Annotated in this window: 15 protein-coding genes and 3 pseudogenes; 9 read left to right on the plus strand and 9 right to left on the minus strand. The window is 69.7% G+C overall.

Translation table 11 applies throughout. The annotated features are described in order from the left end of the window. Positions 1-71 precede the first annotated feature (71 nt). The 5 genes and pseudogenes from JIX56_RS01200 (at position 72) to JIX56_RS01220 (ending at position 5,393) form a co-directional block, all read left to right on the plus strand. Positions 72-1,157: a tartrate dehydrogenase gene (locus JIX56_RS01200; RefSeq protein WP_257536866.1), complete on the plus strand. Its 1,086-nt coding sequence runs from the start codon at positions 72-74 to the stop codon at positions 1,155-1,157. Positions 1,158-1,594: 437 nt separating this feature from the next. Then, positions 1,595-1,929: pseudogene (locus JIX56_RS01205) on the plus strand (TetR/AcrR family transcriptional regulator); the annotation flags it as partial. A 620-nt stretch (positions 1,930-2,549) separates the two neighbouring features. After that, positions 2,550-3,362: an oxidoreductase gene (locus tag JIX56_RS01210; RefSeq protein ID WP_257550692.1), complete on the plus strand. Its 813-nt coding sequence runs from the start codon at positions 2,550-2,552 to the stop codon at positions 3,360-3,362. Between the two features lie 66 nt (positions 3,363-3,428). Further along, on the plus strand, positions 3,429-3,941 hold the full coding sequence (locus JIX56_RS01215) for a nuclear transport factor 2 family protein (protein WP_257536867.1): 513 nt from the start codon (positions 3,429-3,431) through the stop codon (positions 3,939-3,941). 300 nt (positions 3,942-4,241) lie between these two features. Then, complete coding sequence (locus JIX56_RS01220; protein WP_257536868.1) at positions 4,242-5,393, plus strand: major royal jelly family protein; 1,152 nt, start codon at positions 4,242-4,244, stop codon at positions 5,391-5,393. A 220-nt stretch (positions 5,394-5,613) separates the two neighbouring features. Here JIX56_RS01220 and JIX56_RS01225 read toward each other — a convergent pair whose 3' ends face one another. From JIX56_RS01225 to JIX56_RS01245, 5 genes are all read right to left on the minus strand, one after another. After that, positions 5,614-6,717 carry a PDR/VanB family oxidoreductase gene (locus JIX56_RS01225; RefSeq protein WP_257536869.1) on the minus strand — a complete coding sequence of 368 codons (1,104 nt, stop codon included), beginning with the start codon at positions 6,715-6,717 and terminating at the stop codon, positions 5,614-5,616. Positions 6,718-6,740: 23 nt separating this feature from the next. Then, positions 6,741-7,652, minus strand: a complete 912-nt coding sequence (locus JIX56_RS01230) for a metal-dependent hydrolase (RefSeq protein ID WP_257536870.1) — start codon at positions 7,650-7,652, stop codon at positions 6,741-6,743. An 85-nt stretch (positions 7,653-7,737) separates the two neighbouring features. Then, the gene (locus JIX56_RS01235; RefSeq protein WP_257536871.1) at positions 7,738-8,661 is read right to left on the minus strand and encodes an alpha/beta fold hydrolase; all 924 of its coding nucleotides are present in this window, start codon (positions 8,659-8,661) and stop codon (positions 7,738-7,740) included. Next, positions 8,658-9,794, minus strand: a complete 1,137-nt coding sequence (locus JIX56_RS01240; RefSeq protein ID WP_257536872.1) for a hypothetical protein — start codon at positions 9,792-9,794, stop codon at positions 8,658-8,660. The genes JIX56_RS01235 and JIX56_RS01240 overlap by 4 nt, the downstream gene beginning before the upstream one ends. 4 nt (positions 9,795-9,798) lie before the next feature. Next, entirely contained in the window at positions 9,799-10,716 is a 918-nt protein-coding gene (locus tag JIX56_RS01245) for an SDR family oxidoreductase (protein ID WP_257536873.1), read from the minus strand. Positions 10,717-10,867: 151 nt separating this feature from the next. Here JIX56_RS01245 and JIX56_RS01250 point away from each other — a divergent pair, with 151 nt between their 5' ends. Continuing rightward, entirely contained in the window at positions 10,868-11,509 is a 642-nt protein-coding gene (locus tag JIX56_RS01250) for a TetR/AcrR family transcriptional regulator (RefSeq protein ID WP_257536874.1), read from the plus strand. Positions 11,510-11,964: 455 nt separating this feature from the next. On the opposite strand, the gene JIX56_RS01255 is transcribed toward JIX56_RS01250, so the two are convergent. Then, positions 11,965-12,849, minus strand: a complete 885-nt coding sequence (locus tag JIX56_RS01255) for a transposase (RefSeq protein WP_257536875.1) — start codon at positions 12,847-12,849, stop codon at positions 11,965-11,967. A gap of 547 nt (positions 12,850-13,396) precedes the next feature. Here JIX56_RS01255 and JIX56_RS01260 point away from each other — a divergent pair. Then, positions 13,397-13,993, plus strand: coding sequence for a hypothetical protein (locus JIX56_RS01260; RefSeq protein ID WP_257536876.1), 597 nt, complete (start codon positions 13,397-13,399; stop codon positions 13,991-13,993). Positions 13,994-14,391: 398 nt separating this feature from the next. Here the strand turns inward: JIX56_RS01260 and JIX56_RS01265 are convergent, their stop codons facing one another. Together JIX56_RS01265 and JIX56_RS01270 are read right to left on the minus strand one after the other, a co-directional pair. Beyond that, positions 14,392-15,042: a YwqG family protein gene (locus JIX56_RS01265; RefSeq protein ID WP_257536877.1), complete on the minus strand. Its 651-nt coding sequence runs from the start codon at positions 15,040-15,042 to the stop codon at positions 14,392-14,394. A 151-nt stretch (positions 15,043-15,193) separates the two neighbouring features. Continuing rightward, the gene (locus JIX56_RS01270; RefSeq protein ID WP_257536878.1) at positions 15,194-15,352 is read right to left on the minus strand and encodes a hypothetical protein; all 159 of its coding nucleotides are present in this window, start codon (positions 15,350-15,352) and stop codon (positions 15,194-15,196) included. A 1,126-nt stretch (positions 15,353-16,478) separates the two neighbouring features. On the opposite strand from JIX56_RS01270, the pseudogene JIX56_RS01275 reads away from it, so the two are divergent. Both JIX56_RS01275 and JIX56_RS01280 read left to right on the plus strand, forming a co-directional pair. Then, a pseudogene (locus tag JIX56_RS01275) lies at positions 16,479-17,166 on the plus strand (MBL fold metallo-hydrolase). A 129-nt stretch (positions 17,167-17,295) separates the two neighbouring features. Next, positions 17,296-18,447, plus strand: a complete 1,152-nt coding sequence (locus JIX56_RS01280) for an ABC transporter substrate-binding protein (RefSeq protein ID WP_257536880.1) — start codon at positions 17,296-17,298, stop codon at positions 18,445-18,447. A gap of 112 nt (positions 18,448-18,559) precedes the next feature. Here JIX56_RS01280 and JIX56_RS01285 read toward each other — a convergent pair. Then, positions 18,560-18,784 (minus strand): annotated as a pseudogene (locus JIX56_RS01285) (AraC family transcriptional regulator); the annotation flags it as partial. Positions 18,785-18,848 lie beyond the last annotated feature (64 nt).

An 18,848-nucleotide genomic window follows, 5' to 3' on the forward strand; every position in this document is an offset into this window, starting at 1 on the left:
TTGGACGCCCTACGACCCCCCTGTGTTGACTCGAACCGACCGCATCACAGCGAGCCGGAGGACATGCACTGATGACGACCACACCCCGGACGTTCCGTATCGCAGCCGTCCCCGCCGACGGCGTGGGCAAGGAAGTCGTCGCCGCGGGACGGGCCGTGCTGGACGCCCTGGCCGCCGACTCCGACGGCGCCTTCGCCTTCGCCTGGCAGGAGTTCCCCTGGGGCTGCGCGTTCTACGAGCGCACCGGCAAGATGATCGACGACGACGGCCTGGAGCGGCTTCGGGACTTCGACGCGATCTACTTCGGCGCGGTCGGCTGGCCGACCGTCCCCGACCACGTCAGCCTGTGGGGCCTGCGCCTGAAGATCTGCCAGAACTTCGACCAGTGGGCCAACGTCCGCCCCGTGCACTTCCTGCCCGGCGTCCAGAGCCCGCTGCGCAAGGCCGACGACACCGAGCTGGACTGGGTGGTGGTCCGCGAGAACAGCGAGGGCGAGTACGCCGGTCTCGGCGGCCGCAACCTCTCCGGACGCGGACCGGGTGGTGAAGTCGCCGTCCAGTCGGCCCTGTTCACCGAGGTCGGCTGCGAACGCATCATGCGCTTCGCCTTCGACCTGGCCCGCACCCGGGCCCACAAGAAGGTCTCCTCCGTCACCAAGAGCAACGCCCAGCAGTACGGCATGGTCCTGTGGGACGACGTCTTCAAGCGTGTCGCCCGCGACTACCCGGACGTCGAGACCGAGAGCGTCCTGGTCGACGCGATGTCCGCGAAGTTCGTACTGAAGCCGGAGGATCTTTCCGTCGTCGTCGCCTCCAACCTCAACGCCGACATCCTCTCCGACCTCGGCAGCGCTCTCGCCGGCAGCCTCGGCCTCGCCGCCAGCGCCAACCTCAACCCCGAGCGCCGCTTCCCCAGTATGTTCGAGCCGGTGCACGGCTCCGCCCCGGACATCGCGGGCCAGGGCCTGGCCAACCCGATCGGCGCGGTCGGCAGCGCCGCGCTGATGCTGGAGCACTTCGGCCTCCCCGACCAGGCGGCCCGCCTGCACAAGGCCATCGAGGCGACAACAGGCGCCGGCATCCTCACCCGCGACGTCGGCGGCACCGCCTCCACCGAGGAGGTCACGAAGGCACTCATCGACGCGCTGAACACCTGACGGTGGCGGTTGGCGCTGCCTTGCACGACGCGTTCCAGCGGCGGAGGCGTCGCTGGAGATGCAGCACGTCCGGCCCCTATGACCTCCGTTGCACCGGAGCGGAGGGCACCCGATCGCCGGCCGGGCTGGGCGCCGAAGCCGCCTCGGCCATGCGTCGGAAGCCCGTTCCGTTGGCAGTCCTCGCCCCCACGTCCACGCCCCCGTGCCTGTCTCCCGTCGCCCGCAACTGCCGGTCGAGGCGGTCCCCGCCGGGCTGGTCACCAGCCCGTCCGGATGACGAAGCCTCCCGAGACAGGAGAAGCCAGTGTCCGAGGCCGATCGCCATGTGGTTGAAGTGTGCGGTGAGGCCACGGATGGCCAACTCGTCGGCAGTCCTGTCAGGCAAGGCCCTCGCCACGTAGGCGGAGGCGCGTTCCTCCAGGCTCGCCGCGAGCAGTTCCCCCCGCGAGCGGATCCTGCACGTCTTCGAGCGGGTGGAACTGCAGGCGAGTGCGCCCGACTTCCACGGCTGTCGATACCTGGCTGTGCAGATCGAACTGAAGGACCAGAGTCACCCTGCGAGCCAGGTGGCACACTGGATCAAAGCGAACCTGACGGCCTTTTCCGTACTGAGGCCGAACGGGGCGGCGCGAGTGATCCCGACCTGCTGGCCCGGCAGCTGATCCTGGTCTTCGATGGCGCCAGTGCCCGTGCGGGGATCGGCGCCGACAACCCGACCGGGCTCATCGCGCCCACAGCGGCCGCCCTGCTCGACGTGGCAGGCGTGCACTGACGCATCGCCTTTACGGCGAGTTCGGTGACTGGCGTGCCCTCCTGGCTGATGCCGGTCTCAGGTAACCGGCACGGCCCGCATGGCTTCATGCCCTTGCCCCCGGCACTCGGGGCCAAGTCCGGCGATCGCAAGGGAATTATGAGCAGCCCGGCGTTTCGCGGGTCTTGTCGGTATCAGAGCCCAGCGGCAGGGCTTGGCTCCCCGGAGCCTCATCCAGCCGGCCCGGACGCTCGCCGATTTGGCCATCGCCCCGTGCGTCGACGGCTGCCGCGACGGCGTATCCCTGCATCTACATCCGGAGCATTCCGGGGTGCGTCGAGATCGGCCGCGTGTAAGCGATCGCCATGGGGCTGCCCATCGCGTGGGAGGGTCCGCCCGCACCCCTTCATCCCTTTGGCCACGCTCCCGCAAGCCTGGCGGGCGTCTTCCGTGCTCCGCGTCAAGGCGGCGACGGCGATCGCCTTCTCACACATGCCGGCGGGCGCCGGTCAGCTCACGAAGCCGGTCGGTGACGCGGCCGGCATCAGTTCCGTGCTTGAGCTTGCACATCGGAAACCGATCGGTTTACAGTAGGGCCAGAGGAAACCGATCGGTTTCCCCAATGAGTTCGGGAGTGCATGATGACGACCAATCGACCGGTGGCCCTCGTGACGGGCGCGTCCTCCGGCATCGGCAAGCAGACCGCGCTCGCGCTGGTCGCAGCGGGTTTCGACGTGGCCGGCACGGGCCGGGACACCTCGCGGGTCGCCCCGCTCGGCGGGGTGACGTTCTTCGACCTCGACGTGGTCAGTGACAAGTCGGTCACCACGGTGGTCCAGCAGGTGATCGGGCGGTTCGGGCGGATCGACGTCCTGGTCAACAACGCCGGCATCGGCTCGATCGGTGCGGCCGAGGAGACCTCCGTCGCGCAGGCCCAGGGCGTCTTCGACATCAACGTCTTCGGGGTCATGCGCATGGTGCAGGAGGTCCTGCCGCACATGCGCGCCCAGGGACGTGGGCGCATCATCAACCTCTCGTCCGTGCAGGGCTTCATCCCCGCCCCCTACATGGCCGTCTACGGCGCGTCCAAGCACGCCATCGAGGGCTACTCCCAGTCCCTGGACCACGAGGTCCGGGAGTACGGCGTCCGCTCGCTTCTCGTCGAACCCGCCTACACCAACACCGGATTCGAGGCCAACAGCGCCAAGCCCGACACCCCCCTGCAGACCTACGCCGGCCAGCGGCACGTCTTCGACCGCCTGATGGAGGAGGCGATCAAGGGCGGCGACGACCCCGCCGTGGTCGCCAAGACGATCGTCACGGCCGCGACCGACGCGAAGCCGAAACTGCGCTACGCCGCCGGTCCCATGGCCGGACGCGCACGCATGCTCCGCTTCGTTCCCGCCTGGGTCCTGGACAAGCAGATCCGCACGATGAACAAGCTCACCGGCTGACATCCCCCGCCCCGCGCACCCCGCCGCCCGCAAACCCCATCGCGCCGCCGATACCGGGAGAGACCCATGTCCGAGACCCTGCACTCCGCCGCCGCTACCGTCGCGCGCTGGCGCTCCGCCGAGGAACGCGGTGACGTCGACGCCGCGGTCGCGTGCCTGAGCCCGGACGTCGTGCTCAGCTCGCCGCTCACCGACCAGTTCCGCTTCGAGGGAACTGACCAGCTGCGCGACTTCCTGACCGTGGCGTTCACGGCGGTCAAGGACGTCCGGTACCACACCCAGACCGGCGAGGGCGACACGTACGCCCTGGTCTACCGGGCGCGGGTGGGGTCCCAGTCGTTCGAGGAGGTGCAGATGCTGCGGCTCGACGACCAAGCACGCATCACGGAGATCACGCTCTTCGGGCGTCCGATGCCGGCCCTCACCGCCCTGATGCACCTCATGGGTCCCGCGCTCGCTCGCCAGCAGGGCCGCCGGGGCCTCGCGACGCTCATGAGCGTCAGCACCATGCCCATTCACGCGATGGTCTCCTCGGGGGACCGCAGCATGGTCGCAAAGACCCGCCCGGCGGCCCGGTAGACCTGAGAGCACCAGGTCCACGGGGCGTTTGACCCCGTTCCCCTTCCACGAGTGGGCCGCAGCCGCAGGCGATGTCCCCGGCGGACAGCTTCGGGTAGGAGGAACGCAGGAGGTACCTGCCGTCCAGGTGGGCTTCGGCTCGCCCTGACCACACGGGCGAAGCCGACTCCCCGAGAGCGGCCGCTGGAGGCGGCGTCCTCCACCGGCCACGGCAACGTCCCGCCGATCCCCCACACGCGCCGAGGTGACGCGGCAACTCGCCGCGCCCTCCAGCGACTTGACCCAACAGGAGACGCTCGCATGAAACGACGTACGTTCCTCACGGCAACCACCGCGTCGCTGGCCGCCACCCAACTCGCCGGACCCGCCTACGCCTCCGCCTCCGGTTCAACAGCCAGAAACTACGAGGTCGTTGCCCGCTTCTGGGGCGCGATGCCGACGGGTGTCACCCTCTCGCGCCGCGGCCGGGTCTTCGTCAACTTTCCCCGCTGGGGCGACGACGTCCCGTTCACCGTCGCCGAACTGCGGGGCGGGAAGCCGGTGGCCTACCCCGACGCCGAGGTGAACCGCGAGGACGCCTTGGACCTGGCCGGGCACTTCCAGTCGGTGCAGAGCGTCGTCGTCGATGGGGCCGACCGGCTGTGGATCCTCGACACCGGAAGCCCCCTGTTCGCCGGGTCCTCCTACGGCGGTCCCAAGCTCGTGGCGGTCGACCTGCGCACCGACCGGATCGTACAGAAGATCCTCTTCCCGCCCGAGGTGGTGCCCGCGAACAGCTACCCCAACGACGTGCGCTTCGACCTGCGGCGCGGCGCCGAAGGCACGGCGTTCATCACCGACTCCGGCGGCTCCAACGGCATCATCGTGGTCGACCTCGCCACCGGCCGCTCCTGGCGGCGACTGACCGGCCACCCCTCGGCACTCCCGGACGAGCAGTTCCTTCCGGTCATCGAGGGCGAGCCCTTCATGGTCCGCCCCGCGGGCGGCGAGCCCACGCACTACGAGACCGGCTCCGACGGCATCGCCCTCAGCGCCGACGGCACGCGCCTCTACTACTGCCCGCTGTCCAGCCGCCGACTGCACAGCGTGTCCACCGACGCCCTCGCCGACCCGGACGCCACGGACGCCGAGGTGGCGGCGACGGTCGAAGACCTCGGGTTCAAGCCGATGGCCGACGGCCTGGAGAGCGACGACAAGGGGCGGCTCTACGGCGGCGACCTGGAACACAACACGATCTGGCGCAGAAGCCCGAACGGCACCTACCGGACCCTCGCCCAGGGGAACGACCTGATCTGGGTCGACACCCTGTCCGTCGCCTCGGACCGGCACCTGTACGCCATCGCCAACCAGCTCAACCGCCTGTCACCCTTCCACGAGGGCAAGGACCTGCGCCGCAAGCCCTACCTCCTGGTCCGCCTGCCGATCGACGCCGGACCCGTCAGGCTCGCGTGACCTCTCCGGCCCGCGCCAGGCAGCCGCCTGGGCGCTGTCTCGGTGCGCACCCCAGCCGTGCAGCGGTCGACCCCGCCCCGGGCGCTGCCCCGGGCGGGGTTGGGCCCGCCGGTGCAGTGCGCGGCGACCCGGTCGATCTCGGCCAGGCCCGCAACGAATCAACCCTGCCGCTGAGGTTCCTCGCGGCGACGGCAGTGCTGTACGGGCGCTCGGCCCTCGCTCACACCTCCAGCACCAACCGCTCCCCTTCCGGTGCACGCGAGACGCAGGGCAGCATGGCGCCGGCCGCACGTTCGGTGGCAGTGAGCCGGCGGTCACGGTGATCGACATGGCCGTGGGCCACCCGTACCCGGCAGGTGCCGCAGAACCCCTGGCGGCAGGAGAACGGCAGGTCCGGCAGGGCCTCGTGGAGAACATCCAGGGCGGAGCGGTCGTACGGCACCGGCAGAACCCGTCCGGTGTCGCCCAGCTGAAGTTCGAAGGGACGGCCGTCCGTGATCGGGGCCGGGGCGAAACGCTCGAAGTGCAGGGCTGACGCGCGGCTGCCACCGAACGCGCGCCGAACGCCGTCGATCATGGGCGCGGGCCCGCAGCAGTACACCGCACCCGCCGCCGGGATCGAGCTCAACAGATCGGCTGCTTCGGGCACGCCGGACTCGTCGTCAGGACGGATGGAGACCCGGCCAGGGGCCGCGGCCGCGAGTTCGGCCAGCTCTGCCGCGAAGGGCATCGAGCCGCGGCTGCGGCCGGTGTGCACGAGCCTCCAGTCCAGCCCGCGTCGGGCGGCTTCCCGAGCCATCGGCAGGATCGGGGTGATGCCGATGCCGCCCGCGATGAGCAGGATGGATGCTTCGGCGGCGAAGGGGAAGGCGTTCCGGGGCCGCCCGGTGACGGCGACCCGCATACCGTCTGCGAGGGCGTCGTGTACCTCGGCCGAACCGCCTCCGCCGTCGGCGATGCGGCGCACCGCGATGCGGTACCGGTACCGGTCGGCAGGGTCGCCGCACAGAGAGTACTGCCGCTTGCGGCCGGAGGGCAGGTGCAGTTCGATGTGGGCGCCGGGCTGCCAGCGCGGGAGTACTCCCCCGTCGGGTGCTGCCAGCCGCAGGGAGACCACATCCTCGGCCTCTTGCTGCTTGGCGGCGACCACCAGTTCCCGGATCACGGGCGTCCCGGTGGCCGGCGGGCGCCTGGGAGGAGTGCCGCGCCGCGCGAGACCCGCGACCGCGTGGTCACTGAAATCCGCCAGCTTCCGCATGAAGGAGTCGCTGCGCGGCCTGCCGTACAGGTCCGGCGGCCGTGTGACGGGTGCGCTGATGTCCATGGGATGCCTCACGGGTTGCCGGGTCATCGGGCAGCCGCTCGGGCGGCGGGGGACGCCGCCAGGTAGGCGACCGCCTGCTGGGTCGAGCCCTCCTGGGTCGGGTGGTATCCGGGGCGGAAGTAGCGCAGCACCGAGCGGGCGAACGCGCCCGGCGGGGGCAACAGGTCCTTGCGGGCCGCGGCCAGGTAGTCGCGGAAGCGGACCTTGACCCGGTCGTCGAGTTCGGGGTCGGCGCTCATCAGGAAGCGGACTCCGCGGATCCATAGCCGGGTCAGCACCGGAGCGGTGACGAGCATGCCGACCGCTCGGCGCCGGTACCGGGGATCGAGGTGCACCAGCAGGTCGAACGCGACCGAACGGTGTTCGACCTCCTCCGCGCCGTGCCAGCGGAACAGATCGAGCATCGCGGGATCCGCGCCGGCCTGGTCCAGGTGCCCGTTGCTGAGAATCCAGTGCCCCATGTACGCGGTGAAGTGCTCGAAGGCCGCTATGAGGGCGAGCCGTTGGAGGAGGTGCGCGTGTGTGGCGGCCGGCGTCAGCTCCGGCCGGTCTCCGAGCACCCTCCGGAAGATCCATTCGGACTGCCGGGTGTACGGAGCCGGGTCCAGCCCCTTGGTGAGCAGGTGCTCCAGGACCTCCTGGTGCGCCTCGGCGTGCATCGCTTCCTGGCCGATGAAGCCGCGTACGTCCTCGCGCAGCCGGTCATCGGTGATCAGTGGCAGTGCCTGCTCGAAGGTGCGCACGAACCAGCGTTCGAGTTCGGGGAGCATGAGGTGGAGCACATCGAAGGTGTGGGTCGCGAAGGGCTCACCCGGCAGCCAGTGCAGCGGGGTGGTGCTCCAGTCGAAGGTGACGTCCCGGGGTTGCAGCACCAGGTCGTGGTGGTCGATGGGCTCGGGCGGACGGTGCGGGTGGGCATGTGCGGCTCGGAACATGACAGGTTCCTCCTCCGTCGGCGATCGGTGTGTGCGAAGGGGCGGTCAGGCAGTCGTCGTCCACTACTGCCGGTCTGTTGGGCTGTCAGATCGGGTGTGCGGTGTGGTCCTGATCGCGGCGGGAGCCGTCTTCGACGCGGTCGGCGAATCCCGTGATCCGGGACGCGATCTCCTCGGGGTGGCTGAGTTGTACCCAGTGCCCGGCGTCGATCGGGTGCCGTTGTAGCTGGCGCGTCCAGTGCTCCACTCCGTACGACAGCACCGGGGTGACGCAGAAGTCGCGCGTGGGGACGATGAGTTGGATCGGTACGGTGGTCGGCCGCTCCCGGGGACGCAGCAGGCGGGGCAGCATGTTGGCGCGGTACAGCGCGGTGCCGGACACGGCGTCGCGGGCCAGCGTCGGCGCGGGGTAGGGGGTGTGCCCGGGCATGCCTTGGGAGCCGGTGAGGAAGGCGCGCCAGCGGTGTCCCAGTGCTCGCCAGGTCAGGGCGGGCAGGAGCGGGAAATGGAAGTAGGCGATGTACCAGGACCGTGCGGCCTGCCGCAGCATCTTCGGCAGATCCGGATGCCGCGGCCGGAGGCGGGCACGGATCAAGTGGCCGACGTGGTCCAGGCAGGGTCCGGAGATCGAGGTGAACGAGGCGATCCGCCCGGCCAGGCGGGTGCCGGTGACCGACTCCCAGGAGTGGATCGATCCCCAGTCGTGTCCGACCAGGTGCACCGGGCGGTCGGGGCTCACAGCGTCGAGAACCGCCTCCAGGTCGGCTTCCAGGCGGGACATCCGGTAGGCGCGCAGCCCCCTGGGCCGGTGGGAGGCGCCGGCTCCCCGCACGTCGAAGGCGGTGACGTGGAAGCGGTCGGCCAGGCGCTCGGCGACCGGGCGCCACACGGCGCTGGTGTCCGGATAGCCGTGGACCAGCACCACCGGAGGAGCCGTGGACGTTCCCCATTGGTAGGCGGCCAACTCCACGCCGTCCGCAGCGATGCGGCGGGCAGCCGGGCCGGTCATCGGCCACCACCGGCAGGGGTCAGTTCGCCGTAGTTCAGACCGCCGTGGACGAAGCTGGGCAGCACCGGCCACTGCCGCTTGAAGGGGGCCAGCTCCGAGGAGGGCAGGATCTGCAGCCAGCGCGGATCGCGCCGGCTGGGGTCGGCGAGGGTCTTCTCCTTGACCATGGAGTCGTACTGGTCGAGGGAGTCCTCCAGGGTGTTGGCGTTGGGCACCACCTCACGGCCGTAGAACGCGGCGTGGCGGCGCACCCCGGGGATGCGGGAGAGCTCGGGCTGCCAGTTGTCGGCCGAGATGCCGTTCTCGGAGGAGACCCACACCCCGTCGGGGGTGTTCAGCACCAGGGAGTGGTTGCCGTCCGTATGGCCGGGGGTCCACAACAGGCTGACGCCGACACCGAGTTCGACATCGCCGTCGAAGGCGGTGATGCGCTCGGGCGGTACCCCGTCCATGCCTCCGTCGACGTACCAGGCCCACTGCATCGGATGCACCGATTCGAAGGTGCCCAGCTCCCTGCGGTGCACCAGCAACCGGGCGCGCGGGAACAGCGCTTCGCGAGGCGCCCGTTCGCCGGGAATGGTGCTGGTGCTTCCCATGATCATGCGCACGTCCTGGACGTGCAGGTGGTCGAAGCTGACGAAGTCCACGTCCTCGGGTCGCAGACCGCAGGAGGGCAGGACGGTGTTCGGGTCCTGGTAGTAGCGGGCGAAGACGTGCTCGGTGAGAAAGTCCCCCGCCAGACGCTTGAGCTGGTCGTAGAACGGCGCTCGAGCCGTTCCGGCGGCGACGGTCGGCTCCCACACCAGTGTTTTCGGCTCACCGTCGAAGCCGTCGAACTGCACGACGAGCATCCGGTTGACGATGCTCACGAACGGGTTGACGGCGAGCGCGGCGCCGTGAAAGCCGAACCGGGTCGGGTACGGGGCGGCGGCGATGTCGAAACTGCGGACGGCGTTGATGCGGCCCTGCTGGACGAACCGCTCACGGTAGGCGGCCGCGGCGCTGCGCACGGCGCGCAGCCGGTCACCGCGGGGCCATACGTCGTGGACACCTTCGAATTCGGGGATGGGACGCGGAGCGGCGGCGTCCTGGGCCTTCTTCGCGCTGGGCGCCGGCTTGGGCGTGGTGGTCACGGGCTCATCCTTCGGGCAGGCGGGCGGTGCGGGTGCGCTGCTCGTAGGCCGCGCGGACCGACCGGTCGGACAGGGCGGCGAGCTGGTTGGGGACAAGGAGGTGATGCAGGGCGTCGCGGGCGCGGCCCGGCAGCAGCGTGGCCAACCGGGTCAGGGCGGCCACCTGGCGTGGAACGAAGACCTCGAACCGCGGGCGCAGCACGACGTCGAGCACCGCGTCGGCCACCTGATCCGTCGTCAGGCGTCGGGTGGGGCCGGTCGCGGTGCCCACGGCCAGCTCGGTGTCCACGACGCCGGGCATCACCAAGGACACGTGCACGCCGGTGCCGCGCAGTTCGGCGCGGACGGCTGTGCTGTAGCCGTGGACGGCGTGCTTCGTCGCCGCGTAGGTCGCCTCGCCGGCCGGGGCGACCTTGCTGGCGGCGGAGGCGATGTTCACCACGTGGCCGCGACCGCGTTTCCGCATCCCCGGGATCACGAGTTTCATCCCACGTACTACGCCGTGGACGTTGACGTCGAACTGGCGCAGGGCGGCTTCCTCCGGTTCCTCCTCGAAGGGGCCCACCCACATGATTCCGGCGTTGTTGATCAGTACGTCGATCGGCCCCAGCCGGGTCTCGGCGGTGCGCAGGAAGTCTTCGAAGGAATGTGTGTCGGTGACGTCGAGAGGCAGCCCGAGCAGTCGGCCACCGGGATGCGCGCCGATGGCACCAGCCGTCTCCGTGGCAAGCTCCGCGTCGAGATCGCCGATCGCCACGGCGGCCCCGGCCGCGGCGAGCCGGGCTGCGACGGCACGCCCGATTCCGCGGCCCGCCCCGGTGACCGCGATCACTCGGCCGGCCAGCGGTTCTGTACGGGGGGACCTGTCGCGGCCGCGGTCTCTTCGGCTGAACGTGTACGGGTGCCTGGGCGGTGTTGCCACGGTCGAGCCCCTTCCTTGCCTGAGCATGAGCGGAACGCCGAGCGGCGTGCGACGCCCACGCGCGTCTGACACGACGCCATGTCAGATGAACTGACAAGCTAGAGTGTCAGTTCAGAGCACACCGGTGTCAACACCTCTGCGAAGGGGAGAAATGACCGGCACAGAGACCGCCGGACGGCGCTACGGCGGACGTGATGCGGCGCAACGACAGCAGGAGCGCCGCACCCGCCTCATCCAGGCGGGCCTCGACCTGTTCGGCACGACCGGATACGCCTCGGTCTCCGTCAAGCAGGTGTGCTCGCATGCAGGACTGACCGAGCGCTACTTCTACGAGTCGTTCCGCGACCGCGAAGACCTTCTCGCCGGGGTCTACAACGAGCTGATCACTACGATCACAGCCGAAGTCGCGCAGGCCGCGGCCGCTGCCGCACCCGATGTCGACGCCCAACTGCGCGCCGGCCTCGAGGTGTTCATCCGCACACTGGCCGGCGACGCCCGCATGGCCCGCCTGGTGCTCATCGAGGTCGTGGGTGCCAGCCCCCGCCTCGAAGTGCGCCGCCGTGAGGTCCTGCACGAATTCGCCGCAATGGTCGCCGCCGTCGTCGCACCGCCCCCTGGCCCGGAAGCCTCCTCCAGCCGGCTCACCATGACCGCGATGAGCCTGGTCGGCGGAGTCAACGAACTCCTCGTGGACTGGACGCTCGGCCACCAGAACGCCACCGTCGAAGAACTGATCGACCTGTGCCACACCCTGTTCATCGCGGCCTACCGAGCCATCAGCGATCAGCCCTGATCAGGCGCCACTGCACAATGAGCGCAGGTGCGGCACACCTGCCGGCCATCGACTGTCGGACGGGTTCCCTTACCCGTCCTCCCTTACCCGTCATCCATCCGGAGACGACGCAAGGCGATCGGGCTGAGCGGCCGCGCACCATGGCGGACCTGTTGCGTCGTGGGAGCTGCTGAACGATCGGGGATCACCCACCGCCTGCGCCTCTGCCGCCGCGCCCGCCCCCGGGGGCCCGCGCCGGACCGACCCTGCCGCTGCCGCCGGGCGCCCGCCGATGCCCAGGCCCGCTAAGCCTTGATCCACCGAGGTGGTTCGAGAGTGATCTTCTGATCGATTTCTGTGTCCGCTTTGGGCTGGTGGCTGGTGTGGGCAGGCGGCATCTGCTGGTCTGCCCAGCTTTTCCACGGGTTCGGTTCCGGTTGGGCCCTGGTGAGCGGGGTGGGCAGGGGCTGTTCGGGTCAGTCGGGTGGGCTGTGGACGGTGGTGAAGAGGTGTGCCCAGGCGTGCTGCCAGGGCCAGTTGTGGGGCAGGTGCAGAGTGACGCGTCGCGCTGAGCGGGCGATGCGGGCCGGGACTTGGACCAGGTGGGTCCTCATGGTGGCCGTGGTGGCCTTGGCGTGGAACGCAGAGGCCAGGGAACCAGCGGACCGCAGCAGGTTGTAGGTCATCGCCCACAGGGTGAGCCAGGCCGCGTTGGCGTGGAAGTGCCCGGCGGGTTCATCCCGGTGGTGACCGAGAAGTGGGCGCCTGCCCGGCGGCAGGCGGCGATGACCCCGGCGTTGTAGAACTGCGAGTCGGCCCGCAGGATACGGGGCCCGGTGCAGCCGGCCTCGGCGGCGGTGGCCAGGGCCTCGCTCACGAATTTCGGGGCGCCCCGGGAGTCTGCTGCTTGGCCGCGTCGCATCCGCACTGCGGCGATCACCGGCCTCGACCGGGGGGGTGCAGACCGTGGCGAGCAGCGGGTGCAGGGTGCGGATGCCCTTGAACCGGCCGTACTCGGCGCCCTGTTTCGCCCGGCCGTAGACCCGCCTGTGGGTGGAGTCGACGTCAACGAACGCCACCTCACCCGCACCCGGCAGCAGCGGGGTGCGCGCGGCGAGTGCGGCGAGGAACCTGCGGTGCACGGCGTGGAGTTGCAGAGCGTGTCCGTGGGTGAACGCACGCAGGAACGTGCCCAGCGTGGACGGGGCGCGAATACCTCCGAACACCGCCGGCATCGCCCCGTGACGCAACATCGCCAGGTCATCGATACTGTCCGCGCCCGCTGCCATGCCCGCGACGATGCTGGTGACCTTGGCGTCCGCCGCCGCACCCGCCCCGTTCGTCGCCCCGGTCAGCTTCAACGGAACTGCCGATCAGGTCCGCTTCCCCGAACACGAGCCCGGTGGTACTGGCCACCAGGCCGGTGTTGCCTGGTTCACGATGTGACCGCGGGCCGCCCACCCCCCGGCCGCCGGGCCGTTAGGGTGAATATATGGAGGCCGTCCTCTCGCCTCTACGGCCACGCGCATGTCTCCCAGTTGGGTGAACGCCTGCAGGTCGAATTCGGACAGAGTTTCGGCTGCTGGTCGCGAACGGGAGGGGAGCCGGGTGGCGGAGCGATACCGCGTGGAGTGGACCTACGAGGGAAGCTCGTTGGCGTCGTACGACGCCTACGACCTGGCGCTCTACCGGGCCAGGGGGTGGCGGAGGACTCGATTGCCGAGGACGTCCGGATCGTCGAGGTCGGATCCGAGTAGGCGGCCGCGCCGGGCTCACTGCGCGGTGCTGGCCAGCAACCGGCGTTTCGAAAGTTGAGGACGCCTGCGGTTGCGGGCGGCGGGCCGTTCTACTGCCCGGCGGTGCATACGCGGAGCCCTACGGGCAATTGTAGGAAACGGAGCAGACGTCGTGAGTGATGCAACCGGGTCGGTGCGCACATACCGCCTCTTTCACGGCAAGCGGCTCGCGATGGGACTCAGGGGCGAACCGGGGGTGCTCGTAAGCACCTCAACCCCGCCGCCGCTGCCAGGGGCTGCACCGGTCACGCATCCGTTCGCCACTGCGACGTTCCACGTGGCCGAATGCGAGGGCGAACTCGGAGCGCTCCTGCGCGAGGCATCCGATCTCCATACATTCCTCGACGCTGCCGAGCGTTCCGGCTACGCGGTCGAGGCGGTCGAGGACCGCACGGCACCATTGCCACCTGCCGCAGGCGGCAGTGACGCGGCATCCGAGGGCGTCGACCGGCTCATAGTGGTGGGCAGAGCGCACTTCGCTCAGCTCAGGACCGACCCGGTGCTGAACGTCATCGAGCTGCCCGACGGACTCGGCGTCTGCCTCGTGCACGCCGTACGCGGCGGAGGCAAGATCTACGTTGCACCCGACGAATCGGCGCTGTTCGCGGGGTCAGCGGTCGACTTCGAGACGGGCCTCGACGCGTTCCGCGACGGCGCTCGCACGCCGCTCGAGAAGTTCGACAACAACGGCAGCGGCACACAAGGGTGACGCCGCCGCCCTTGCCCGCGCTCCGCCCCCTTGACGCCGAACGCGGATTGTGCTTGTCGGAGCCGAGGTGGTCGGTTGATCCCGACCACCGATCGGACAGCGGCTGCCACTTCGTCAGCCGCTGAAGGAGGCCCCCTCATCTGTCAGCCGAAGGTTCTCGGCCTGCAGCCCGCACCATCTACTCGTGGATCAACTGACCGTCAACCGTCTTCGGCTGCTTCGGCTCAGGCGTCTCGGCGGTCTCGGCCTCCGTCACGTGCTACTGGGAACCGATGAATCTTCCTGGATCAGGGATTGCACCGAACACTCACGGCCACCCCGGAGGAGACTGTGGCGGAGGAGGAGAGCGGGGGGCGGCCCGTCCGCGTAGGCGGCGGGGCCCGCCGCCACAGGCGCGCTCAGCCCGTGAGGAAGGCGCCCTCGGAGCAGGGGCGGCAGACGAAGACGTAGCCCAACTGGCCGCCGAGGTTCATCGCGGTCTGCCGGTCGATCCCCTCCTCCAAGTGTGCCGCGAATTCCGTCGTGCCGGAGCAGGAGGGGCACCCGGGCAACCGGTCGTCGTCAAGGTAGGAGGGGCTGCCGCCGAGCGATCCGAGCACCTCGCGTTGCTTCCCGAACCGCTCGCCGGGCTCCCGCTTCCACCCTGAACGGGCGAGGTCGTATGTGTCGCGCGGGAGATCGTCGCTGTCATCCTCCTCGGGATCGAGCGTCACGACCCGGGTCGTGATCGCCGACACTGCGGGCAGCAGCGTCACGCCCTTCTCGGGTACGGCCACCGGTACCAGTCCCGCGGGCGGGAAAAGAAGGACCCGATTCGCCCCGGAGGTCGCGTCCCACAGCTCGCAGGCGCCCGGATCGTTCTGGCACACGAACACCGACAGGACGCCGTACTCGACCGGCAGATGCGCGAAGAACTGCATCGGCCCTCCGCAGTAGTCGCCGCACACCGGCCAGGTGAACCCCTCGGGGGCCAGCGGCACACCCCCGGTACGTGGCACGTCTGCATCGGGCGCGGCCGTGCCGTCGTAGATCATCAAAGTTGCCTGCATGGAGGAAGGCTACGGGCAGTCGGCAGCTCAGGATCCAGCATGCACAGTGCGCCGTCGCGGATCATCCCGATGTACCCCGAGGAGGGAGCACTCCACGAGATCGGCGACGCCGGCGGCGGTAAACGGGTCAAGGACCGCGCGATCCTGATCCTCAGTCAGTTTTCCGCTTGTGCACGGCCCGTGCGGCGATGGCGCAGGCGGACTTGCTCTGTGTGAGAAGGCCCTCGCGGACCTGGTTCAGCTCATCGACGCGCAGGAGCAATGCCGATGAGACGGCGTGGTCGATCGCGGAGTGCTCCGAGGCGGGCACCCGGGCCGCCCTGGTGTCACCGGCGGAGGAAAGCCTGGTTCAATATAGCGAGCGCGTCCGCCGACAGGGCCGTGGCGGACCTGATGTGGCGGGCGGTCGTGGGATCCACGGGGCGTACCTCCTGTGTCGTGCGGACAGCGGTCAGGCTACGGTCCGGGTCGGACAGGGCTCCGACGGCTGGGGCGGCCCGCGTGACACGGACGTCACAGTGCCGTTGGACTGCACGCCCCCGAACCGGGCTCGTCCTCCTCGATCAGGAATCCGGGTGGTGGCGGCGGAGGCAACTGCGGTGCCTGTTCCAGAAGGCGGCGGAGGTGCGGTGGCACCGGAGCTTTGACAATCGGGCTTGCCGGACCACGCTCCGGGAAACAGGCCATCATACCGCTGCTGACGTGTACCAACCCTATCTCCGGTGAGCCCCCCATGGGGGGCGCGTGTTCATACTCAGTCTCTTGTCCACAGTTAACGCAACGCATGTCTCACCCCTGCTCCTGGGCCGGGCACCGCAAAATCGTGGCTCCTTGGTCCGCCAGCGGCGGCTTGATGTTCCTGGGGCTCGCGCAGCCCCACTACTTGGTCGTCGACGTTCCCCGGGCGGTTCCACGGGCGGCGTCGCCGCCACCGGTGTACTGCACGCTGATGCCCCCGGTGGCGGTGTCCTCTCACAACGGAGACCGCCGCCGGCATATGGGAAACTTGCATCTCGGAAGTGCCTTGCTGATCCAGCGTGCTGGAAGCCTGAAGAACTCCCATCATCGCAGTTCACGAGGCACTTCCTCGTTTCTAGAAGAGTTATCCACAGACGTCGGATCGGTGGATCAAGACTAAGTGGGGGTCCGCGAGCCCGCACAGGTCGCCGCACCCCGTACGTTCCTGGACGAGTGGCGTTGCCGGCTCCGAGATGTCGTTCAGGTCCTCGATGTGGCCGGCCGATGCCGTGGTTTTGGTGGGCTGAGAACCGAGCGGCTCCGGCGTCACCCACCCGACCACCGTTGGCCGCAACAGCATGCGATTCACATCACACCGGGTGCGCCCGCCACAAAAAAACCTGACTCGTCAGATATCTTGTCGGATGAACCGCTCGCGTCCAGCTGGCCCCTTCTCGACCGAACAGCGAAGAGCCCTGATGAGCACGCTCGACTTCACTGTCCTCGACCGCGACTTCCCGGCCGGCAGCAAGAACAAGGCCGCCACCCTCGTCACCGGCGAGAACGAAGCCCTGCTGGTCGACACCGGCTTCACCCACGCCGACGGCCACCGGCTCGCCGCCGAGATCCTCGACTGCGGCAAGAAACTCACCTACGGGGGCAAGCTGAGGGCGTGGGCGGCGCTCGGACAGAACCTGCTCACCCGCCTGGTGGTCCTCGCCCCGCTGACCAGTGACCTCAACCTGGAAGGCCACCGCTTCGAGTTCAGGGGCGGCCCCGCCGGCCTGCCCGACCGCCACTACCTCCGGCAGGCCGAGCACCGCGCCCTCTTCGGCGGCGTCCTGCTCTTCCAGCAGGACCACGTCTGGGTCGCCGAAACCCCCACCCCCGGCGACCGGTCCGTCTGGATCACCCTGCTGGACGGCACGGCCTCCCTCGAACCGGAGCTGGTCGTCCCCGGCCACCACCTGCCCGGCACCCCGGCCGGCGCCTCCGCCATCACGGCCACCCGCGGGCTACCTCACCGCCTTCGAAGAGGAACTCGCCACGGCCACGGACGATGCCGCCCTCACCGACACCCTCATCAAGCGCTGTCCCGACAACGGCATGCGGATCGCCGCACAGATCGGCGCCAAGGTCTCCAAAGTCGAGATGACGTGGGGCTGATATGGGCCTGATGAGCACGCCGTACCGGAACACCGGCTTCGCCGTTTCCGCCCCGCCGTCCCGGCCGAGGCGGTCCGCCGCCCGAACGCCGGGAACATCCCTGCCCCCCACGCAGAAAGGGTTACCCAAATGACCAGCCTTCCCAGTCGACGGCGCCTCCTCGCCACCGGAGCGGGCGCCGCGCTCGGCCTCGGCGCACTCGGCGCCACCGCGTCCCCCGCCGCAGCCGCAGCCGCCCCCGCCCCGGCCGCAGCCGCGCGCGGCGCCGGCGCCGAGGAGACCAGGACCCTCGACGAGCTGTACCAGGCCGCCATCGCCGAAGGCGGCAAGCTCGTGATCTACGCGGGCGGCGACCTCGCCAACTCGGGCAGCGGCGCAGGCGCCCGGGCCGCCTTCCGCCAGCGGTTCCCGCAGATCGACCTCAACCTCATCGTGGACTACAGCAAGTACCACGACGTCCGCGTGGACAACCAGTTCGCGACCGACACCCTGGTGCCCGACCTGGTGCAGTTGCAGACGCTGCACGACTTCACCCGCTGGAAGCGTCAGGGGCGGCTGCTGTCCTACAAGCCCGCCGGCTTCAGCAAGCTCCACAAGAAGTTCAGGGACCCGGACGGTGCCTGGGTGGCCGGCATGGTCATCGCCTTCAGCTACCTGTACGACGTGGCGGCGGCCGGGACCGACGCACCGCAGACGCCGCTGGACCTGGTCGACCCGCGCTGGAAGGGCGCCATCGCCTCCTCCTACCCGCACGACGACGACGCGGTGCTCTACCTCTTCGCCCTCTACGCCCAGACCTACGGCTGGGACTGGATGGCTGACTTCGCCGCGCAACAGCCGCAGTTCGCCCGCGGCTCCTTCTCCCCCGGCACCGCGGTCACCAACAAGGAGAAGATCATCGGCGTGGGCACGGGTGGCAGCCCGCTCATCACCAGCCCGAACCGCTGGGTGATGCCCGACGGGCACCCGTTCATGGCGTGGGGACAACGGATCGCGATCCTGAAGCAGGCCGCCAACCCCACGGCGGCCAAGCTTTACCTCAACTGGCAGCTGTCCACCGAGCGTCAGACCTCCAACAGTTGGTCGGTGCGCACGGACATCGCGCCACCCACCGGCCTGAAGCCCATCTGGGAGTACCCGAACGCCAACCTGGACGGGTTCCCCCGCTTCATGGAGGACCGGGCCCAGGTCGAGCGGCTCAAGCAGACCTTCGCCCTCTACTTCGGCGAGGTCAAGGGCGACCCGACACCCGGCTGGCCCGGTCTGCACCCGGGCGCCTGATCCCCAACAGGCCTCGACCGGTCGGGCCCGACACAGCCCCCGGGTCACATCACGACATCTTCGGCATCCCCGCCCTCGGCGGGTGGGGATGCCCCACCGGCGGCCGCACGGTGGACTCGCGGAGCAGGCGGGCGGCGGTGGTCATGCGCCAGCGGGCCAGGTCGGTCAGTGGCGGTTCACCGACGGCTTCGGTGAAGCGGCGTGCGAACGTCGCACGGGACAGACCCACCCGGGCGCCCAGGGTGGCCACCGTCCAGGAGGCACCCGGTTGCGCGTGGATGAGCTCGAGGGAGCGAGCCACGGCGGTGTCGGCCATCGCCCTGGACCAGCCACCGGCCGGGTAGTCGCTCTGCTACTAGGGTCTGTTACGAAAGTGGATCTTGGTCGTGGATGATCACGCC

Origin of the sequence: Streptomyces sp. CA-210063 (genome assembly GCF_024612015.1) — a bacterium.
Taxonomy (GTDB): domain Bacteria; phylum Actinomycetota; class Actinomycetes; order Streptomycetales; family Streptomycetaceae; genus Streptomyces.

Excerpts from the sequence above, each read along its gene's own strand:
- JIX56_RS01280 (WP_257536880.1), top strand. The coding sequence starts at position 17,296 with ATGACCAGCCTTCCCAGTCGACGGCGCCTCCTCGCCACCGGAGCGGGC.
- JIX56_RS01220 (WP_257536868.1), top strand. The coding sequence starts at position 4,242 with ATGAAACGACGTACGTTCCTCACGGCAACCACCGCGTCGCTGGCCGCC.
- JIX56_RS01250 (WP_257536874.1), top strand. The coding sequence starts at position 10,868 with ATGACCGGCACAGAGACCGCCGGACGGCGCTACGGCGGACGTGATGCG.
- JIX56_RS01215 (WP_257536867.1), top strand. The coding sequence starts at position 3,429 with ATGTCCGAGACCCTGCACTCCGCCGCCGCTACCGTCGCGCGCTGGCGC.
- JIX56_RS01225 (WP_257536869.1), bottom strand. The coding sequence starts at position 6,717 with ATGGACATCAGCGCACCCGTCACACGGCCGCCGGACCTGTACGGCAGG.
- JIX56_RS01200 (WP_257536866.1), top strand. The coding sequence starts at position 72 with ATGACGACCACACCCCGGACGTTCCGTATCGCAGCCGTCCCCGCCGAC.
- JIX56_RS01210 (WP_257550692.1), top strand. The coding sequence starts at position 2,550 with ATGACGACCAATCGACCGGTGGCCCTCGTGACGGGCGCGTCCTCCGGC.
- JIX56_RS01230 (WP_257536870.1), bottom strand. The coding sequence starts at position 7,652 with ATGTTCCGAGCCGCACATGCCCACCCGCACCGTCCGCCCGAGCCCATC.
- JIX56_RS01265 (WP_257536877.1), bottom strand. The coding sequence starts at position 15,042 with ATGCAGGCAACTTTGATGATCTACGACGGCACGGCCGCGCCCGATGCA.
- JIX56_RS01235 (WP_257536871.1), bottom strand. The coding sequence starts at position 8,661 with ATGACCGGCCCGGCTGCCCGCCGCATCGCTGCGGACGGCGTGGAGTTG.